Origin of the sequence: uncultured Pseudomonas sp. (genome assembly GCF_913774235.1) — a bacterium.
In the GTDB taxonomy this organism is placed as follows: Bacteria; Pseudomonadota; Gammaproteobacteria; order Pseudomonadales; family Pseudomonadaceae; genus Chryseomonas.
This window is the reverse complement of sequence record NZ_CAJYDW010000005.1, coordinates 327297-347599: the sequence shown is the minus strand read 5'-3', so window position 1 is coordinate 347599 and position 20303 is coordinate 327297. Positions and strand designations below refer to the sequence as shown.

Here is a 20303-nt window from a genome sequence, read left to right as displayed (position 1 = left end):
CAAAGCAGTCAAATAGAATCTTTTTAAGCTTATAAATTTACAGAATGAATCGATGGAGCATAAAATCTGTTCGCCTTGCGACACCGTGTCGCAGCGATTGCGCCTGATACCCATAATTAAGGATTCAAAGCATGTCTGAGTCGATCAGCCTACTGACCCACAACTGGAGCTTCGCGGTATTCCTCCTGGGCGTGGTCGGTCTGATCGGCTTCATGCTCGGAGTCTCCAGCCTCCTCGGCAGCAAGGCCGTAGGTCGCAGCAAGAACGACCCCTTCGAGTCCGGCATCGTCCCCACCGGGGGTGCCCGACTCCGTCTCTCTGCCAAGTTCTACCTGGTCGCGATGCTCTTCGTGATCTTCGACGTCGAAGCCCTCTTTCTCTTCGCCTGGTCGGTGTCCATCCGTGAATCGGGATGGGCCGGCTTCGTGGAAGCCTCCATTTTCATAGCAATTCTGTTGGCGGGTCTTGTCTACCTGTGGCGAATCGGAGCGCTCGACTGGGCGCCTGCGAGTCGTCGCCAGCGGCAGGCGAAGTCGAAACAATGAGGCTTTGGCAATGCAATACAAACTTACCCGGATCGATCCCGATGCGGCAGTAGACCGCTATCCGGCCGGCGAGCGGGAAACCGTCGCCGACCCCGTCGAAAGTCAGGTCAACCGCAGCATCTTCATGGGCAAACTCGAAGATGTTCTGCGGGGCGCGGTCAATTGGGGACGCAAGAACTCCCTCTGGCCCTACAACTTCGGCCTGTCCTGCTGCTATGTGGAAATGACCACCGCCTTCACGGCGCCCCACGACATCGCCCGCTTCGGCGCCGAGGTCATCCGGGCATCGCCACGCCAGGCGGACTTCATGGTCATCGCGGGGACGCCCTTCATGAAGATGGCCCCGGTCATCCAGCGCCTGTACGAGCAGATGCTGGAACCCAAGTGGGTGATCTCCATGGGTGCCTGTGCCAACTCCGGCGGTATGTACGACATCTACTCGGTCGTTCAGGGCGTGGACAAGTTCCTGCCCGTCGACGTCTACGTGCCTGGCTGCCCGCCTCGCCCCGAAGCCTTCCTGCAGGGCCTGATGCTCTTGCAGGACTCCATCGGCGAAGAGCGCCGCCCGCTGTCCTGGGTGGTGGGTGACCAGGGGATCTACCGCGCCGAGATGCCTTCGCAGCGCGAGCAGAACCGCGAGCGCCGCATCCAGGTCACCAACCTGCGCAGCCCAGACGAAGTGTAAGTCCCCTTCGGGACCTGCACGCTGACGACGATCGATAGCGACGGAACATCATGACCGCAGACACCGCTCTGTCCGCCTCTGCGCTCGCCCCTGCCGGCGAAGCGTCGGTGGTTGGCGAACTCCAGGGCCAATTCGGCGCCGACGCCCTGACCCTGCAAGACACCCGTACCGGCATGCCGGTCATCTGGGTGGCGCGCGAAAGAATCATCGAAGTACTGCGCTTCCTGCGCAACCTGCCCCGCCCCTACGTCATGCTCTATGACCTGCATGGCGTGGACGAACGCCTGCGGACCCACCGCCGTGGCCTGCCCAATGCGGACTTCACCGTCTTCTACCACCTGCTGTCCATCGACCGTAACAGCGATGTGATGCTCAAGGTGGCGCTGTCCGCCAATGACCTGCGCCTGCCGACCGCCACCGGCATCTTCCCCAATGCCAACTGGTACGAGCGGGAAGTGCTGGACATGTACGGCATCCACTTCGACGGTCACCCGCTGCCCAAGCGCATGCTGATGGCCGACAATTGGCAGGGTCACCCGCTACGCAAGGACTATCCGGCGCGGGCCACCGAGTTCGACCCCTATGCGCTGAATGCCGCCAAGCAGGATCTCGAGCAGGAAACCCTGAGATTCAAGCCCGAGGAATGGGGCATGAAGGAGCATGCGGAGAATTCCGACTTCATGTTCCTCAACCTGGGCCCGAACCACCCCTCCGCCCACGGTGCCTTCCGTATCATCCTGCAGCTGGACGGTGAAGAAATCGTCGACTGCGTGCCGGAGATCGGTTACCACCACCGTGGCGCCGAAAAGATGGCCGAGCGCCAGTCCTGGCACAGCTACATCCCCTACACCGATCGGATCGACTATCTGGGCGGGGTGATGAACAACCTGCCCTACGTCCTCTCGGTGGAGAAGCTCGCCGGCATCAAGGTGCCGTCGCGGGTCGACTTCATCCGCGTGATGATGGCCGAATTCTTCCGCATCAACAGCCACCTGCTGTACCTGGGTACCTACATCCAGGACGTCGGCGCCATGACCCCGGTGTTCTTCACCTTCACCGATCGTCAGCGCGCCTACAAGGTCATCGAGGCCATCACCGGCTTCCGCATGCACCCGGCCTGGTTCCGCATCGGTGGCGTCGCCCACGACCTGCCGCGCGGCTGGGACAAGCTGGTCCGCGAATTCCTCGACTGGATGCCCAAGCGTCTGGACGAGTACGAAAAGGCCGCGATGAAGAACAGCATCCTGGTCGGCCGGACCAAGGGTGTCGCCGTCTACAACACCAAGGAAGCCCTCGAGTGGGGCGTCACCGGTCCCAACCTGCGTGCGACCGGCCTGGACTTCGACCTGCGCAAGGCCCGCCCCTACTCCGGCTACGAGAACTTCGAATTCGAAGTACCCATCGCCCACAACGGCGACTGCTACGACCGCGGCATGCTGCGTGTCGAGGAGATGCGCCAGAGCCTGCGCATCATCGAGCAGTGCCTGCAGCACATGCCCGAAGGCCCGTACAAGGCGGATCACCCGCTGACCACGCCGCCGCCCAAGGAGCGCACCCTGCAGCACATCGAGACCCTGATCACCCACTTCCTGCAGGTGTCCTGGGGTCCGGTGATGCCGGCCGGCGAAGCCTTCCAGATGATCGAGGCGACCAAGGGCGCCAACAGCTATTACCTGACGAGCGATGGCAGCACCATGAGCTACCGCACCCGCATCCGGACGCCGAGCTTCCCGCATCTGCAGCAGATCCCGGCCGTCATCCGCGGCAGCATGGTGTCCGACCTGATTGCCTACCTGGGCAGTATCGACTTCGTCATGGCCGACGTGGACCGCTGAGCATGAGCACCGACACCCTGATCCAAACCGACCGTTTCGTCCTGAGCGACACCGAGCGTTCGGCCATCGAACACGAGATGCACCACTACGAGGATCCGCGCGCGGCGTCCATCGAGGCCCTGAAGATCGTCCAGAAGGAACGTGGCTGGGTGCCGGACGGCGCCATCTACGCCATCGGCGAAGTGCTGGGCATCCCTGCCAGCGACGTCGAGGGCGTAGCCACCTTCTACAGCCAGATCTTCCGCGTGCCGGTCGGTCGCCACATCATTCGCGTGTGCGACAGCATGACCTGCTACATCGGCGGCCACGAATCCGTGGTTGGCGAGATCCAGCGGCAACTGGGCATCGGCCTCGGCCAGACCACCGCCGACAGCCGCTTCACCCTGCTGCCGGTGTGCTGCCTGGGCAACTGCGACAAGGCCCCGGCGCTGATGATCGACGACGACACCCATGGCGATGTCCAACCCGCGGGCGTGGCCAAATTGCTGGAGGGATACGCATGAGACTGACCTCCTTCGGGCCTGCCAACAGCATCGCCCGTACTCCCGAGACCCATCCGCTGACCTGGCGCCTGCGTGAAGACGGCGCCCCGGTCTGGCTGGAGGAATACCAGGCCAAGAACGGCTACGCTGCGGCGCGCAAGGCGCTGACCGAGCTGGCTCCCGATGCCATCGTCCAGGAAGTCAAGGACTCCGGCCTCAAGGGCCGCGGCGGTGCGGGCTTCCCCACCGGCGTGAAGTGGGGCCTGATGCCCAAGGACGAGTCCCTCAACATCCGCTACCTGCTGTGCAACGCGGACGAGATGGAGCCCAACACCTGGAAGGACCGCCTGCTCATGGAGCAGCTGCCGCACCTGCTGGTGGAAGGCATGCTGATCAGCGCCCGGGCACTCAAGGCCTACCGTGGCTACATCTTCCTGCGCGGCGAATACGTCGACGCCGCCGCCAACCTGCGGCGCGCCGTGGAAGAAGCCAAGGCCGCCGGCCTACTGGGCAAGAACATCCTCGGCAGCGGCTTCGACTTCGAGCTGTTCGTCCACACCGGTGCCGGGCGCTACATCTGTGGTGAAGAGACCGCGCTGATCAACTCCCTGGAAGGCCGCCGCGCCAACCCGAGATCCAAGCCACCCTTCCCCGCCGCCGTCGGCGTCTGGGGCAAGCCGACCTGCGTCAACAACGTCGAGACCCTGTGCAACGTGCCGGGCATCGTCGCGGGCGGTGTCGACTGGTACAAGAGCCTGGCCCGCGAAGGCAGCGAAGACATGGGCACCAAGCTCATGGGCTTCTCCGGCAAGGTGAAGAATCCCGGCGTCTGGGAGCTGCCCTTCGGCATCACCGCCCAGGAGCTGTTCGAAGACTACGCCGGCGGCATGCGCGACGGCTTCAAGCTGAAGTGCTGGCAGCCCGGTGGCGCCGGTACCGGTTTCCTGCTGCCCGAGCACCTCTCGGCGCAGATGTATGCCGGCGGCATCGGCAAGGTGGGCACCCGGATGGGTACCGGCCTGGCCCTGGCGGTGGACGACAGCATCAACATGGTCTCGCTGCTGCGCAACATGGAAGAGTTCTTCGCCCGCGAATCCTGTGGCTGGTGCACCCCCTGCCGCGATGGCCTGCCCTGGAGCGTCAAGCTCCTGCGCGCCCTAGAGAAGGGCGAAGGCCAGCAGGGCGATCTGGACACCCTGCTGCAACTGGTCAACTTCCTCGGCCCGGGCAAGACCTTCTGTGCCCACGCACCGGGCGCCGTCGAGCCCCTGGGTAGTGCCATCAAGTATTTCCGCGAGGAGTTCGAGGCCGGTGTAAGCAAGGCGCCCAGCGAGCCGCGTCCGACCGCTTCCGCGACCGTGACCTGAAGACTGGCCCCACGGGGCCTTCTTCACAGCTTTCTGGCCGGGCACGACCCGGCCGGCGTTGCCACTGGCGATACCAGGGCGGCGCGAACGTTTTCCCATTAGCCAGACCCGCCTTGCGCGGGTGAGAAGAAAACCCTATGGCCACTATCCATGTAGACGGCAAGACGTACGAGGTCGACGGGGCGGACAACCTCCTCGAAGCCTGCCTGTCCCTGGGGCTCGACATCCCCTATTTCTGCTGGCACCCGGCGCTGGGCAGCGTTGGCGCCTGCCGCCAGTGCGCGGTGAAGCAGTTCGCCGACGAGAATGACACCCGCGGGCGCCTGGTCATGTCCTGCATGACGCCGTCCAGCGACAAGACCTACATCTCCATCGAAGATGCCGAAGCCAAGGAATTCCGCAGCTCCGTCATCGAATGGCTGATGACCAACCATCCCCACGACTGTCCGGTCTGCGAAGAAGGCGGCCACTGCCACCTGCAGGACATGACGGTGATGACCGGCCACAACAAGCGCCGTTATCGCTTCACCAAGCGTACCCACCAGAACCAGGACCTCGGCCCGTTCGTCGCTCACGAAATGAACCGCTGCATCGCCTGCTATCGCTGCGTGCGCTACTACAAGGATTACGCCGGCGGTACCGACCTGGGCGTCTACGGCGCCCACGACAACGTCTACTTCGGCCGCGTCGAGGACGGTGCCCTGGAGAGCGAATTCTCCGGCAACCTGACCGAGGTCTGCCCGACCGGGGTGTTCACCGACAAGACCCACTCCGAGCGCTACAACCGCAAGTGGGACATGCAGTTCGCCCCGAGCATCTGCCATGGCTGCTCCTCGGGCTGCAACATCAGCCCCGGCGAGCGCTATGGCGAACTGCGCCGGATCGAGAACCGCTTCAACGGTTCGGTGAACCAGTACTTCCTCTGCGACCGTGGCCGCTTCGGCTATGGCTACGTCAATCGCAAGGATCGTCCGCGCCAGGCCCTGCTGAAAGATGGCAGCCTGGAGACCGGCATCGACGCCGCCCTGGATCGCGCCGCCCTGCTGCTGCGCGGCAAGAAGGTCATCGGCATCGGTTCGCCCCGCGCCAGCCTGGAAAGCAACCACGCCCTGCGCGAACTGGTCGGCGCCGAGAATTTCTACAGCGGCATGAGCGCCCGTGACCTGGCCAACGTGCGCCTGGTCCTGCAGGTGCTCAAGGACAGTCCCCTGCCCGTCCCGACCCTGCGCGCCATGGAGAAGCACGACGCCGTCTTCGTCCTCGGCGAGGACCTGACCCAGACTGCCGCCCGCCTGGCCCTGTCCCTGCGCCAGGCCGTCAAAGGCAAGCCCGAGGCCATGGCCGCGGCGCAGAAGATCCAGCCCTGGCTGAACGCGGCCGTGCAGAACATCGGCCAGAGCGAACGCAATCCGCTGTTCATCGCCAGCGTCGCCGCCACCCGCCTGGACGACGTCGCCGACGCCCGTCTGCATGGCTCGCCGCTGGAGCTGGCTCGCTTTGGCCATGCCGTCGCCCATGCCATCGATGCCAGTGCCCCAGCCGTCGACGGCCTGAGTGACGAGGTCGCCGAGCAGGCGCGCCTGCTAGCCGAGACCCTGCTGGCCGCCGAACGTCCGCTGGTAGTATCCGGTACCTCCCTGGGCGAGCCCGCGCTGATCGAAGCCGCCGCCAACCTGGCCAAGGCCCTGGCCGCCAAGGGCAAGGCCGGCTCCCTGAGCCTGGTGGTGCCCGAGGCCAACAGCCTGGGCCTGGCGCTCTATGGCGGCGAGTCCGTCGAAGCCGCCTTCGCCGCCCTGGAACATGGCCAGGCCGACGCCCTGGTGGTGCTGGAGAACGATCTCTATCGCCGCGCCCCTGCCCAGCAGGTGGATCAGGCCCTGGCCCGCGCCCAGGTGCTGGTGGTGCTGGATCACCAGCGCACCGCTACCGCCCAGCGCGCCGACCTGGTGCTGCCGGCAGCCAGCTTCGCCGAAGGCGACGGTACCCTGGTCAGCCAGGAAGGTCGCGCCCAGCGCTTCTTCCAGGTCTATGAGCCGAGCTACTACGATCCTTCCAGCCTGGTCCGCGAAGGCTGGCGGTGGCTGCACGCCCTGCGCAATACCCTGGACAACCGTCCGGTGGACTGGACGCAGCTGGACCATGTCACCGACGCCGTGGCCGTGGCCGCGCCGCAACTGAGCGCCATCCGCGACGCGGCGCCCAACGCCAGCTTCCGGGTGAAGGGTCTCAAACTCGCCCGCGAACCGCATCGCTACAGCGGTCGCACCTCCATGCGCGCCAACCTCAGCGTGCACGAGCCACGCGCGCCCCAGGACGCTGACACCGCCTTCGCCTTCTCCATGGAAGGCTATGCCGGCAGCGCCGAGCCGCGGCAGCAGATCCCCTTCGCCTGGTCGCCAGGTTGGAACTCGCCCCAGGCCTGGAACAAGTTCCAGGACGAAGTCGGTGGCCACCTGCGGGCTGGCGATCCGGGTGTCCGCCTGATCGAATCCCAGGGCGATCGCCTGAGCTGGTTCGCCGTCCCGGCTGCTGCCGTACGGGGTACCGAAAGTGGCTTCCAGGCCGTGCCGCTGTACCACCTGTTCGGTAGCGAAGAGACCTCTTCCCGTGCCGAGCCGGTGCGCGAGCGCATCCCGGCCGCCTATGTGGCGCTGGCCAAGGCCGATGCCGACCGCCTGGGCGTCAACGAAGGCGCGCTGCTGCGCCTGCAGGTCGCCGGCCAGGAACTGCGTCTGCCGCTGCAGATCAAGCCTGAGCTGTCGGCTGGCCTGGTCGGTCTGCCGGCTGGCTTCGAAGGGATTCCGGTGGACTTCGCCGGCCTGACCGTGGAAGGACTGCAGGAGGCCGCGGCATGACCTGGCTCACCCCCACCCTCATCGCCGTGGTCATCGGCATCCTCAAGGCCATCGTCATCCTCTTGGCGGTCGTCATTTGCGGGGCGCTGCTGAGCTTCGTCGAACGGCGTCTGCTGGGCCTCTGGCAAGATCGCTACGGTCCCAACCGGGTCGGCCCCTTCGGCGCCTTCCAGTTAGGCGCCGACATGCTGAAGATGTTCTTCAAGGAGGACTGGACGCCCCCGTTCGCCGACAAGATGATCTTCGCCCTGGCGCCGGTGATCGCCATGGGGTCGCTGCTGGTGGCGTTCTCGATCATCCCCATCACCCCTTACTGGGGCGTGGCGGACCTGAACATCGGCCTGCTGTTCTTCTTCGCCATGGCCGGCGTTAACGTCTATGCCGTGCTCTTCGCCGGCTGGGCGAGCAACAACAAGTTCTCCCTGCTGGGCGCCATGCGCGCCTCGGCCCAGACCCTCTCCTACGAGGTGTTCATGGGGCTGTCGGTGATGGGCATCGTCGCGGTGACCGGTTCCTTCAACATGAGGGATATCGTCGAGGCGCAGCATCAGGGCTGGTGGTTCATCGTTCCCCAGTTCTTCGGCTTCTGCACCTTCTTCATCGCCGGTATCGCCGTCACCCACCGTCATCCCTTCGATCAGCCGGAAGCCGAGCAGGAGCTCGCCGACGGCTATCACATCGAATACGCGGGCATGAAGTGGGGCATGTTCTTCGTCGGCGAGTACATCGGCATCGTGCTGATCTCGGCGCTGCTGGTGACCCTGTTCTTCGGCGGCTGGCACGGTCCCTTCCTGGATACCCTGCCCTGGCTGTCGTTCTTCTGGTTCGCCCTGAAGACCGCCTTCTTCATCATGATCTTCATCCTGCTGCGCGCCTCGGTCCCCCGTCCGCGCTACGACCAGGTAATGGCCTTCAGCTGGAAGTTCTGCCTGCCCCTGACCCTGATCAACCTGCTGGTGACCGGCGCTGTGGTGCTCTACAACGCCCAGCCGGCCATCGGCCAGTGAGGTATCCGTCATGATCAAGGAAATCCTGCACGTCCTGCATGGCACCTACACCCAGTTGCGTAGCGTGGTGATGATCTTCGGTCACGCCTTCCGCAAGCGCGACACCCTGCAATACCCCGAGGAGCCCGTGTACCTGCCGCCGCGCTACCGCGGTCGCATCGTGCTCACCCGTGACCCCGACGGCCAGGAGCGCTGCGTGGCCTGCAACCTGTGCGCCGTGGCCTGTCCGGTCGGCTGCATCTCGCTGCAGAAGACCGAAGCCGAGGACGGCCGCTGGTACCCAGAGTTCTTCCGCATCAACTTCTCTCGCTGCATCTTCTGCGGCATGTGCGAGGAGGCCTGCCCCACCACCGCCATCCAGCTGACCCCGGACTTCGAGATGTCCGAGTTCAATCGCCAGGAGCTGGTGTACGAGAAGCAGGACCTGCTGATCTCGGGCCCGGGCAAGTATCCGGAGTACAACTTCTACCGGGTGGCCGGCATGGCCATCGCGGGTAAGCCCAAGGGTGCCGCGCAGAGCGAGGCAGAGCCGATCAACGTGAAGAGCCTGCTGCCCTAAGGAGCTGTCGTGGAATTCGCCTTCTATTTCTCCGCCGGGGTGGCCGTGCTGGCTACCTTCCGGGTGATCACCAACACCAATCCGGTGCATGCGCTGCTGTACCTGATCATCTCGCTGCTGGCGGTGTCCATGGTGTTCTTCGCCCTGGGCGCGCCCTTCGCCGGGGCCCTGGAGATCATCGTCTACGCCGGCGCCATCATGGTGCTGTTCGTCTTCGTGGTGATGATGCTCAACCTCGGCCCGGTGGTCTCCGACCAGGAACGCAAGTGGCTGACGCCCAAGGTCTGGATCGGTCCGTCGATCCTCGCCGCGGCGCTGCTGGTGGAACTGCTGGTGGTGCTCTCGCGTACCCCGGGCGGCGCCACCATCGGCCATACCTCGGTGGAAGCCAAGGCCGTGGGCATCAGCCTGTTCGGACCCTATCTGCTGGCGGTCGAGCTGGCCTCCATGCTGCTGCTGGGTGCCCTGGTCGCGGCCTATCACCTGGGTCGCAGCGACGTCAAAGACGGGATCGGCGAGTGAGTCGCCAAGGACTGGAGAACAGCCAATGAACGCCATACCTCTGGAACACGGCCTGGCCCTCGCCGGCGCCCTGTTCGCCCTTGGCCTGGTGGGCCTGATGGTCCGCCGCAACATCCTCTTCGTGCTCATGAGTCTGGAAATCATGATGAACGCCGCCGCCCTGGCCTTCGTGGTCGCGGGTAGCCGTTGGGGCGCTCCCGACGGCCAGGTGATGTTCATCCTGGTGCTGAGCCTGGCCGCCGCCGAGGCCAGTATCGGCCTGGCGATCCTGCTGCAGCTCTATCGCCGCTTCCACACCCTCGACGTCGATGCCGCCAGCGAGATGCACGGATGAACCTGCTACCCCTCACCTTCGCCTTTCCCCTGGTCGGCTATTTCCTGCTGGCCTTCTCCCGCGGTCGGCTGTCGGAGAATCTCTCCGCACTGATCGGCGTGGGTTCGGTGGGCCTGGCGGCGCTGGTCGCCGCCTGGGTCGGCTGGAACTTCCACGTCGCGCCGCCCGCCGACGGTCACCTGACCATCGTCCTCTGGCAGTGGATGAACGTGGAGGGCTTCGCGCCCAACATGGCCCTCTATCTGGACGGCCTGTCGCTGACCATGCTCGGCGTGGTCACCGGCGTCGGCTTCCTGATCCACCTGTTCGCGTCCTGGTACATGCGTGGTGAAGAGGGCTATTCGCGCTTCTTCGCCTACACCAACCTGTTCATCTTCAGCATGTTGCTGCTGGTCCTCGGCGACAACCTGCTGCTGCTGTACTTCGGTTGGGAAGGCGTGGGCCTGTGCAGCTACCTGCTGATCGGCTTCTACTACAGCGAGCGCGCCAACGGCAACGCGGCCCTGAAGGCCTTCATCGTCACCCGCGTCGGCGACGTCTTCATGGCCTTCGGTCTGTTCATCCTATTCATGACCCTGGGCACCCTGGACATCCAGGAGCTGCTGCAGAAGGCACCCGACGTCTTCGCCAGCGGTGATCCGCTGATCGTGCTGGCCACCCTGGCGCTGCTCGGCGGCGCGGTGGGCAAGTCGGCCCAACTGCCGCTGCAGACCTGGCTGGCGGACGCCATGGCCGGTCCGACCCCGGTCTCGGCCCTGATCCACGCGGCGACCATGGTGACCGCGGGCGTCTACCTGATCGCCCGCACCCACGGCCTGTTCCTGCTGGCGCCGGAGATCCTGCACCTGGTGGGTATCGTCGGTGCCGTGACCCTGGTGCTGGCCGGTTTCGCCGCCCTGGTGCAGACCGACATCAAGCGCATCCTGGCCTACTCCACCATGAGCCAGATCGGCTATATGTTCCTGGCCCTGGGCGTCGGTGCCTGGCAGGCGGCCATCTTCCACCTGATGACCCATGCCTTCTTCAAGGCCCTGCTGTTCCTCGCCTCGGGCTCGGTGATCCTGGCCTGCCACCACGAGCAGAACATCTTCAAGATGGGCGGCCTGTGGAAGAAGATCCCCCTGGCCTATGCCAGCTTCCTGGTGGGCGGCTCGGCCCTGGCGGCGCTGCCCCTGGTCACCGCCGGCTTCTATTCCAAGGACGAGATCCTCTGGGAGGCCTTCGCCAGCGGTCACACCTACCTGCTCTACGCAGGCCTGGCCGGTGCCTTCCTGACCTCGATCTACACCTTCCGCCTGATCTTCATCACCTTCCACGGCCAGGCCCACACCGAGGCCCATGCCGGTCACGGTATCGCCCACAACCTGCCGCTGGCGGTGCTGCTGGTGCTGTCGACCTTCGTCGGCGCGCTGATCACCCCGCCGCTGGCCGGGGTACTGCCGGAATCGGTCGGCCATGCCGGTGGCGAAGGCCAGCACGCGCTGGAGATCACCTCGGGCGCCATCGCCATCGCCGGTATCCTGCTAGCCGCGCTGCTCTTCCTTGGCAAGCGTTCCTTCGTGAGCGGCCTGGCCAAGAGCGCACCGGGTCGCTTCTTCGGCACCTGGTGGTACCACGCCTGGGGCTTCGACTGGCTGTACGACCTGATCTTCGTCAAGCCGTACCTGCTGCTGGCCCGCCTGCTGCGTCGCGATCCCATCGACCAGGGCATCGGCCTGATCCCGCTGCTGGCGCGCGGTGGCAACCTGGCACTGAGCATCACCGAGAACGGCCGTCTGCGCTGGTACGCGGCGTCCATCGTGGGAGGCGCCGTGCTGTTGCTCGGCGCGCTGCTGCTGGCCTGACCCCCTGACTAAGGATAAGTACACGTCATGCTTCTGCCCTGGCTAATCCTGATCCCCTTCATCGGCGGCCTGCTCTGCTTCCTCACGGAAAAGACCGGTCCGCTGGTGCCCCGCTGGATCGCCCTGTTCACCATGCTGCTGGAGCTGGTACTCGGCCTGTGGCTGTGGGCCCACGGCGACTACAGCCTGGCCCCGGCCCCCGGCGCCGAAACCGCCTGGACCGCGGAATTCCAGATGAACTGGATTCCGCGCTTCGGCATCAGCCTGCACTTCGGTCTCGACGGCCTGTCGCTGCTGATGATCCTGCTCACCGGCCTGCTCGGTGTGCTGGCGGTGACCTGCTCCTGGCGCGAAGTGCAGCGCCACGTCGGCTTCTTCCACCTCAACCTGCTGTGGATCATCGGCGGCGTGGTGGGGGTATTCCTGGCGCTCGACCTGTTCCTGTTCTTCTTCTTCTGGGAAATGATGCTGGTGCCGATGTACTTCCTGATCGCGCTGTGGGGCCATAGCTCCGCGGACGGCAAGAAGAGCCGCATCACCGCTGCCACCAAGTTCTTCATCTTCACCCAGGCCAGCGGCCTGATCATGTTGGTGGCGATCATCGCCCTGGTGCTGGTGAACTACGGTGCCACCGGCGTCCTGACCTTCGACTACGAAGACCTGCTGCAACTGCAACTGGATCCGAAGCTGGAATACCTGCTGATGCTGGGCTTCTTCATTGCCTTCGCGGTGAAGCTGCCGGTGGTGCCGGTGCACTCCTGGCTACCGGACGCCCACGCCCAGGCCCCCACCGCAGGTTCCGTCGACCTCGCCGGTATTCTGCTCAAAACCGCGGCCTACGGCCTGCTGCGCTTCGCCATCCCGCTGTTCCCCAACGCCTCGGCGGAATTCGCGCCGATCGCCATGTGGCTGGGCATCATCGGCATCTTCTACGGCGCCATCCTGTCGTTCGCCCAGACCGACATCAAGCGTCTGGTGGCCTACTCCAGCGTCTCGCACATGGGCTTCGTGCTGATCGGCATCTACTCCGGCAGCCCCCAGGCGCTGCAGGGCGTGGTGGTGCAGATGATCGCCCACGGCCTCTCCGCCGCCGGCCTGTTCATCCTCTGCGGCCAGCTCTATGAGCGGCTGCACACCCGTGACATGCGCCAGATGGGCGGTCTCTGGGCGCGGCTGCCCTATCTGCCGGCGCTGAGTCTGTTCTTCGCCTCGGCGTCGCTGGGCCTGCCGGGTACCGGCAACTTCGTCGGTGAATTCCTGATCCTGCTGGGAGCCTTCCCGGTGGTGCCGATGATCACCGTCATCGCCACCTTCGGCCTGGTGTTCGCTTCGGTCTATTCGCTGATCATGATCCACCGCGCCTACTTCGGCCCCGCCAAGGCCGAAGGGGCGCTACAAGGCCTGAATGCGCGGGAGCTGTCGATGCTGCTGTTGCTTGGCGTATTGCTGGTGCTGCTCGGCGTCTATCCGCAGCCGGTGCTGGATACCTCGGCCGCGAGCATGGCCGGTGTCCAGCAGTGGCTCGGCGAAGCCTTCTCCTCTCTCGTTTCCGCCCGGTAAGAGCGCCATGACCTTTACCTACGAACACTTCATCGCCCTCCTGCCGATCATCATCACCGGCTTCACCGCCGTGGTGGTGATGCTGGGCATCGCCTGGCGGCGGGATCACACCATCATCCCGACCCTGGGCGTGATCGGTCTCAACCTGGCCCTGCTGTCCTGCATCCCGGCCCTCGGCGTCGGCGCCATCGATGTCACCCCGCTGCTGCGCATCGACGGCTTCACCTGCTTCTACATGGCGTTGATCCTGATCGCCACCCTGGCCTGCATGACGCTGTCGCACGCCTACATGGAAGGCTATCCGGGCAATCGCGAAGAGCTGTACCTGCTGCTGCTGATCTCCGCCACCGGTGGTCTGGTGCTGGTGGCGGCGCAGAACGTCGCCGGCCTGTTCATCGGCCTGGAACTGCTGTCGGTGCCGGTCTACGGCCTGGTGGCCTACAGCTACTTCAACCGCCGCTCCCTGGAAGCCGGCATGAAGTACCTGGTGCTGTCCGCCGCCGGCTCGGCCATCCTGCTGTTCGGCATGGCGCTGCTCTACGCCCAGTCCGGCAGCCTGAACTTCGCCGACATCGGCATGCAGATGGACGCCCCGGCCAGCACCGGCCTGCTGATGGAAATCGGCCTCGGCATGCTGATCGTCGGTCTCGGCTTCAAGCTGTCGCTGGTGCCCTTCCACCTCTGGACGCCGGACGTCTACGAAGGCTCGCCGGCGCCGGTGGGCGCCTTCCTGGCCACCGCCAGCAAGGTCGCCGTCTTCGCCGTGCTGGTACGGGTGTTCCAGACCATGCCCATGGCCTCCCAGGACGGCTGGCTGCACGACACCATCGCCTTCATCGCCATCGCCTCGATGCTGGTGGGCAACCTGCTGGCGCTGATGCAGAGCAACCTCAAGCGCCTGCTGGGTTACTCCTCCATCTCTCACTTCGGCTACCTACTGGTGGCGGTATCCTCGGGCGAAGGCCTGTCGATGGAGGCCGTGGCCGTCTACTTGGTGACCTACGTCTTCACCAGCCTGGGCGCCTTCGGCGTGATCACCCTGATGTCCAGCCCGAGCAACGGCCAGCGTGACGCCGATGCGCTGTTCGAGTACCGCGGCCTGTTCTGGCGTCGGCCGTACCTGACCGCGGCGCTGACCGTGATGATGCTGTCCCTGGCCGGTATCCCGCTCACCGCCGGCTTCATCGGCAAGTTCTACGTCATCACCGTGGGCGTGGAAGCGGGCATGTGGTGGCAGACCGCAGCCATCGTGCTGGGTAGCGCCATCGGCCTGTTCTACTACCTGCGCGTGATGGTCACCCTGTACCTGACCGAGCAGGGCCTGCAGCGCCATGATGCACCGATGAACTGGGGCCAGCGCGCCGGTGGCGTGATGCTGATCGCCATTTCCATCGCCACCTTCGTCCTCGGCGTCTATCCGCAGCCGCTGCTGCAACTGGCGCAGCTGACGGTGTTCTGATCCAGAGTGTTGCCCACGGTCCCCGCTTCGGCGGGGATCGTCGTTTCTGGACCCAGCGAGAACGGTGTCCTTGGCAGGGCCATCCACGGCCCGCTACCCTGCCGACGCCCTACCCCGCTCCTCATTCGTTCTTTTCTGGAGACGTTTTCTCCCATGCCTGCGTTGAAACCCCTGTCCCTCGTCATTGGCCTGCTACTCGGCGGCCAGGCGCTCGCCGCCCCCGTCTTCGACGTCACCGAACTGGGTGACCCCGCCACCGCCTGCAGCGACCTCGACCTCTTCGTCAACCAGAAGTGGGTCGCCGCCAACCCGATTCCGCCGGACAAGTCGCGCTGGGGTTCCTTCATGGCGCTGGGCGAAAAATCCCTTAACGACCAGCACGCCATCCTCCAGCGCGCCGCTCGCGAAGCGGATCGTGCGCCGGCCGGCTCGGTCGAGCAGAAAATCGGCTGGCTGTATCGCTCGGGCATGGACGAGGCCGCCATCGACCGCGCCGGCTATCGCCCCATCCAACCGCAGCTCGCCGCCATCGACCGGTTACGCACCACGGCCGATGTGGTGAAGTACCTGCAACAGAGCTTCGCCCGGGGCGACATGCAGGTGTTCTCCTTCGGCTCCGGTGCCGACTACCAGAATGCCAAGCAGCAGATCGCCTATGTTTATCAGGGCGGCCTGGGCCTGCCGACACCCGACTATTACACCGAGGCCGACTACGCCAAGCTGCGCCAGGCCTATCTGGGGCATATCGCCCGGCTGCTGGTCCTGACCGGCGTACCCAAGGCTCAGGCCGCCGCCCAGGCCGAGCTGGTGCTGGCCTTCGAGAGTCGCCTGGCCCGCGCTTCGGTCAAGCCGGTGGACCTGCGCAATCCGGAAAACCAGTATCACTATCTGAGCTTCGCCAAGGCGAACCAGGTAACGCCACACTTCGACTGGCCGGCCTTCTTCGCCAGCCAGGGCGTGACCGGCCAGCAGGGTTTCTCGCTGTCCCAGCCGGGTTTCTTCGCCGAATTCGACCGGATGCTGGCGGATACGCCCATCGAGCAGTGGCAGGCCTATCTGCGCGCCCACGTGATCGATGACGCCGCACCCTGGCTGTCCAAGCCCTTCCAGCAGGAGAGCTTCGCCTTCAACCAGCAGACCCTGAGCGGCCAGCAGCAGCAGAGCGACCGCTGGAAGCGCGTGCTGCGCGCGGTCAACGGCGCCATGGGCGAAGGCCTGGGCCAGCTCTATGTGCAGGAGCATTTCTCGCCCCAGGCCAAGGCCCGCGCCCAGGAGCTGGTGGACAACGTGATGCAGGCGCTCAGGGCGCGCATCGAGAAGCTCGACTGGATGAGCCCCGAGACCAAGCAGAAGGCGCTGGCCAAGTGGGACAGCTTCCTGCCCAAGATCGGCTATCCGGAGCGCTGGCGCGACTGGAGCGGCCTGACGCTGCAGCCCCAAGGTTTCTACGCCAACCTGGAGGCCGCCTCGCGCTTCAACTATCACCATGACCTGGCCAAGATCGGCAAGCCCACCGACCGCCAGGAATGGGGCATGTACCCGCAGACGGTGAACGCCTATTACAGCTCCACCGACAACACCATCAACTTCCCGGCCGCCATCCTGCAGCCGCCGTTCTTCTATCCGGACGGTGACGATGCCATCAACTACGGCGGCATCGGCGCGGTGATCGGTCACGAGGCCAGTCATGGCTTCGACGACCAGGGCAGCAAGTTCGACGGCGCCGGCAACCAGGTGGACTGGTGGACACCAACTGATCGGAAAGCCTTCGAGGCCCGCACCGGCAAGCTGGTCGAGCAATTCGACAACTATCACCCGCTGCCGGACCACCCAGACCTGCACGTCAACGGTAAGCTCACCCTGGGCGAGAACATCGGCGACCTCGGCGGCATCAATGCGGCCTACGACGCCTTGCAGCTGGCGCTGGCCAAGCAGCCGGCAGACGCTGCCCGGAAGATCGACGGCTATACCCAGCAGCAGCGCTTCTTCCTCAACTGGGCGCGGGTCTGGCGCAGCTCGGTCCGCGAGGAACAGCTGCGACTCTCGCTCAACACCGATCCCCATGCGCCCATGAAATTCCGCGCCATCGGGGCGCCATCCAACATGCCGGCCTTCGCCCAGGCGTTCAGCTGCAAGGCCGGCGACGCCATGGTGCGGCCGGCGGACCAGCGCGTGGAAATCTGGTGATGGGGGCGGGACGCCTGGACGACGGGTATCGCTTTTGCATCGCCTTGTATCCACTCTCTTCGGCGCCCCGCCCATGCCCCTAGAACTCGTCACCGCCGAAGCCACCGCGACCGGCCCGCGCAAGGAAAACCAGGATGCCCTGCGCAGCGTTCAGCCCAGTGCGGCGCTAGCGGCGACCAAGGGGCATCTGTTCGCCTTGGCCGATGGCGTCAGCGGTTGCCCGGACGGTGGCCTGGCCGCCCGCGCCACCCTGCAGGCCCTGGCCCAGGACTACTATTCCACCCCGGAAACCTGGCCGGTGGCCCAGGCCCTGGAACGGTTGCTGCTGGCGCAGAATCGCTGGTTGCAGGCCGCCGGCAACGGACAGCCGCTGCTGACCACCCTCACCGCCCTGGTGATCCGCGGTCGGCGCTTCACCCTGGCCCATGTCGGCGATTGCCGTGCCTATCGCTGGCACGGCGGCAAGCTGACCTGTCTCACCGTCGATCATGTCTGGCAGCAGACCGGTATGCAGCATGTGCTGACCAGGGCCCTGGGGCTGGAGACTCACCTGGTGGTGGACTTCCGCGAAGGCGAACTGGAAGCCGGCGAGACCCTGCTGCTGGTGAGCGATGGCGTCTGGGCCGCCCTGGGCGAGGACAGCATGAGGCGCATCCTCGCCGATGGCGTGAGCGACCCGGACGCTACCGTCCAGGCGCTGGTGGCCGGGGCCCTGCATGCCGGTGGCCAGGACAACGCCAGCGCCCTGCTGGTACGCGTCGACCGGCTGCCCGACGTGTCCCTGGCCGATACCCTGGCCAGCGCCGACACCTGGCCGCCGCTACCCGCCCTCAAGCCCGGCCAGCATTTCGAGGGCTGGAAGGTCCTGGAGCGGCTGGGCGAATCGCGCCAGTCGCTGCTCTACCGAGTCCAGGACGACAGCGGTCGCTCCTGGCTGCTCAAGACGCTGCCGGCCAATCTGCAGCACGATACCCTCGCCGGCCATGCCTTGCTGATGGAGGAATGGTTCCTGCGCCGTGTGGCCGGGCGCGCCTTCGTCGAGGTGCATCCGTTGCCACGGCGAGCGCATCTCTACTTCGTGCAACGGGAATACTCCGGCCGCACCCTGGCGCAGCAGCTGCGCAGCGAAGGCCCGCTGGCGCTGGCCGACTGGCTGGATGTCGCCTCCCGCCTCTTGCGTGCCCTCGGCCAGTTGCACCGGCGCAACATCCTCCACCGCGACATCAAGCCGGACAACCTGCACCGCGGCCAGGATGGCGAATTGCGCCTGCTGGACTTCGGCCTGGCCTACTGTCCCCAGCTGTCCCAGGACCTGCAGGACACTCCCGGCACCCCGAGCTATCGGGCCCCCGAGTCCTTCGAGGGCGCCGCCCCGAGCCCGGCCCAGGATCTCTATGCCGCCGGCGTGACCCTCTACGAGCTGCTCACCGGCAGCTATCCCTATGGCGAGGTCGAGCCTTTCCAGCGACCGCGCTTCGGCACCCCCGCCAGCGTGTTGCGGCGGCGCCCCGATGCGCCAGCCTGGCTGGAGGACTGGCTACAGCGCGCCGTGGCGGTCGACCCAAAGGAGCGGTTCGAGACCGCCGAGGAAGCCCTGCTGCGGCTGGAACAGGGCGAGCGGCAACCCGCGGCCCGCGCCCTGCCGCTGCTGCACCGCGATCCGCTGCGCACCTGGCAGGTGGTCGCCGCCCTGTCGCTGCTCGGCAATCTGGCGCTCGGGCTGCTGTGGCTCTATCGCCCGTGAGATAGCCCAGGCTGGAGCAGCTTTTGCAGGCCATTGGCCAGCCTCCTGTTCGAGTCTTGCGCCATGCCCGATCGCCAGATGCCCCCTGCCCTGCGTTTCATGCTGGCGGCCCGCCGTTGCGAATTGCAGCAACTGGAGGGTCTCACCCTGACCTGCGAACTGGTGGAGGGCGCCAGCGCGCTGATACATGACCTGCAACGCGAACGCGGCTTCAGCAATATCCTGCTGGGGACAGGCAGCGACCGCTATCGCAGCGCCCTGGAGCAGCATTCGGCGACGGCGCGCAGCAGCGAGACGCGTCTGCGCGAGTGCCTGGACACCCTCGACGCCAGCGTGGCCCAGGATCGCCCGCGTCTACTCAACCGCATCGCCTGCGTCCTGCATCTGCTCGATGGCTTGCCCGGCCTTAGGCGCGGCATTCTCGACCGGCGCCTGGGAATGGAAGAGGCCACCGCGGCCTTTTCGCACCTGATCGGTGGCTTGCTGGCGGTCATCTTCGAGGCTGCCGACACGGCGAGCGACCCCGGTCTCAGCCGGGCCCTGGTGGCGCTGTTCAACTTCATGCAGGGCAAGGAACTGGCGGGCCAGGCCCGGGCGACCGGAGTGGTCGGCTTCACCCAGGGCCATTTCGATGCCGTCCTGCTGGCCCGGCTCGACGACCTGGACAGTGGCCAGGCCCGCTGCTTCGCCGGCTTCCTCGACCATGCCGATCCCCAGGCCCTGGTCCTCTGGCACGAGGTGCAGGACTGCGCCTCGCGGCAGCAGATCGAACGGCTGCGCGGCGTCGCCCAGCGCACCTCGGCGAGCGCCCAAGTGGAGCCGGCGCTCGCCGAACTCTGGTTCGAACTCAATACCCGTCGCCTGGACGCCATGCAGGAGGTCGCCCAGCACCTGGTACTGGAACTCCGCGCGCGCTGTGCGAAGAGCATCGCCCAGGCCCAGGCCGACCTGGATAGCCATCGCAAGCTGTCCCGGCGCCTGGCCGAGCTGGACCGCGAACCGAGCACGCCGCTACTGTTCAGCCTGACCGCCAATCCGCTGGGAGAAGCCCGGCCGGGCGAAGGCCAGCCCGGCATCCTCGAGTTGTTGCACGAGCAGACCCGGCGCCTGCACGAAGTGGAGGCGGAACTCCAGGAAACCCGTCGCTCCCTGGTCGAGCGCAAGCTGCTGGAACGGGCCAAGCAGCAACTCATGCAACAGCTGCAACTGCCGGAGGCAGACGCCCACCAGCATTTGCAGCAGCTGGCGATGCGCAGCGGCCGGCCATTGCCCGAGCTGGTCCGGCAACTGCTCGGCCAGGACCTCTAGGTCGACACTA

Annotated in this window: 16 protein-coding genes; all 16 read left to right on the top strand. The window is 65.8% G+C overall.

Features of this window, described 5'->3' with window-relative positions; translation table 11 throughout:
* Positions 1 to 131 precede the first annotated feature (131 nt).
* On the top strand, positions 132 to 545 hold the full coding sequence (locus QZ471_RS04020; protein ID WP_059226203.1) for an NADH-quinone oxidoreductase subunit A: 414 nt from the start codon (positions 132 to 134) through the stop codon (positions 543 to 545).
* Between the two features lie 10 nt (positions 546 to 555).
* Positions 556 to 1230, top strand: a complete 675-nt coding sequence (locus QZ471_RS04015; protein ID WP_059226202.1) for an NADH-quinone oxidoreductase subunit B — start codon at positions 556 to 558, stop codon at positions 1228 to 1230.
* 50 nt (positions 1231 to 1280) lie between these two features.
* Entirely contained in the window at positions 1281 to 3065 is a 1785-nt protein-coding gene (gene nuoC, locus QZ471_RS04010; RefSeq protein ID WP_288478158.1) for an NADH-quinone oxidoreductase subunit C/D, read from the top strand.
* Between the two features lie 2 nt (positions 3066 to 3067).
* Positions 3068 to 3568, top strand: a complete 501-nt coding sequence (nuoE, locus tag QZ471_RS04005) for an NADH-quinone oxidoreductase subunit NuoE (RefSeq protein ID WP_058793293.1) — start codon at positions 3068 to 3070, stop codon at positions 3566 to 3568.
* Positions 3565 to 4914, top strand: coding sequence for an NADH-quinone oxidoreductase subunit NuoF (gene nuoF, locus QZ471_RS04000; RefSeq protein ID WP_295461077.1), 1350 nt, complete (start codon positions 3565 to 3567; stop codon positions 4912 to 4914). The genes nuoE and nuoF overlap by 4 nt, the downstream gene beginning before the upstream one ends.
* A 137-nt stretch (positions 4915 to 5051) precedes the next feature.
* A complete protein-coding gene (nuoG, locus tag QZ471_RS03995) occupies positions 5052 to 7769 on the top strand; it encodes an NADH-quinone oxidoreductase subunit NuoG (RefSeq protein WP_295461076.1) in 2718 nt (905 codons plus the stop codon).
* The gene (nuoH, locus tag QZ471_RS03990) at positions 7766 to 8776 is read left to right on the top strand and encodes an NADH-quinone oxidoreductase subunit NuoH (protein WP_058793296.1); all 1011 of its coding nucleotides are present in this window, start codon (positions 7766 to 7768) and stop codon (positions 8774 to 8776) included. The genes nuoG and nuoH overlap by 4 nt, the downstream gene beginning before the upstream one ends.
* 10 nt (positions 8777 to 8786) lie before the next feature.
* Entirely contained in the window at positions 8787 to 9335 is a 549-nt protein-coding gene (gene nuoI, locus QZ471_RS03985; RefSeq protein WP_058764039.1) for an NADH-quinone oxidoreductase subunit NuoI, read from the top strand.
* Positions 9336 to 9344: 9 nt separating this feature from the next.
* Positions 9345 to 9857, top strand: coding sequence for an NADH-quinone oxidoreductase subunit J (gene nuoJ / locus QZ471_RS03980; RefSeq protein WP_058793298.1), 513 nt, complete (start codon positions 9345 to 9347; stop codon positions 9855 to 9857).
* 25 nt (positions 9858 to 9882) lie between these two features.
* Positions 9883 to 10191 (top strand): NADH-quinone oxidoreductase subunit NuoK, encoded by a 309-nt coding sequence (nuoK, locus tag QZ471_RS03975; RefSeq protein ID WP_007158894.1) that lies wholly within the window; start codon positions 9883 to 9885, stop codon positions 10189 to 10191.
* Positions 10188 to 12035, top strand: a complete 1848-nt coding sequence (gene nuoL, locus QZ471_RS03970; RefSeq protein WP_295461068.1) for an NADH-quinone oxidoreductase subunit L — start codon at positions 10188 to 10190, stop codon at positions 12033 to 12035. The genes nuoK and nuoL overlap by 4 nt, the downstream gene beginning before the upstream one ends.
* Before the next feature lie 27 nt (positions 12036 to 12062).
* Positions 12063 to 13595 (top strand): NADH-quinone oxidoreductase subunit M, encoded by a 1533-nt coding sequence (nuoM, locus tag QZ471_RS03965; protein WP_058793300.1) that lies wholly within the window; start codon positions 12063 to 12065, stop codon positions 13593 to 13595.
* Between the two features lie 7 nt (positions 13596 to 13602).
* A complete protein-coding gene (nuoN, locus tag QZ471_RS03960) occupies positions 13603 to 15054 on the top strand; it encodes an NADH-quinone oxidoreductase subunit NuoN (protein ID WP_295461065.1) in 1452 nt (483 codons plus the stop codon).
* A gap of 153 nt (positions 15055 to 15207) precedes the next feature.
* On the top strand, positions 15208 to 17241 hold the full coding sequence (locus QZ471_RS03955) for a M13 family metallopeptidase (protein ID WP_295461063.1): 2034 nt from the start codon (positions 15208 to 15210) through the stop codon (positions 17239 to 17241).
* A gap of 73 nt (positions 17242 to 17314) precedes the next feature.
* Complete coding sequence (locus QZ471_RS03950; protein ID WP_295461062.1) at positions 17315 to 18985, top strand: bifunctional protein-serine/threonine kinase/phosphatase; 1671 nt, start codon at positions 17315 to 17317, stop codon at positions 18983 to 18985.
* Between the two features lie 63 nt (positions 18986 to 19048).
* The gene (locus QZ471_RS03945) at positions 19049 to 20293 is read left to right on the top strand and encodes a nitrate- and nitrite sensing domain-containing protein (RefSeq protein ID WP_295461060.1); all 1245 of its coding nucleotides are present in this window, start codon (positions 19049 to 19051) and stop codon (positions 20291 to 20293) included.
* The last annotated feature ends 10 nt before the right edge of the window (positions 20294 to 20303 follow it).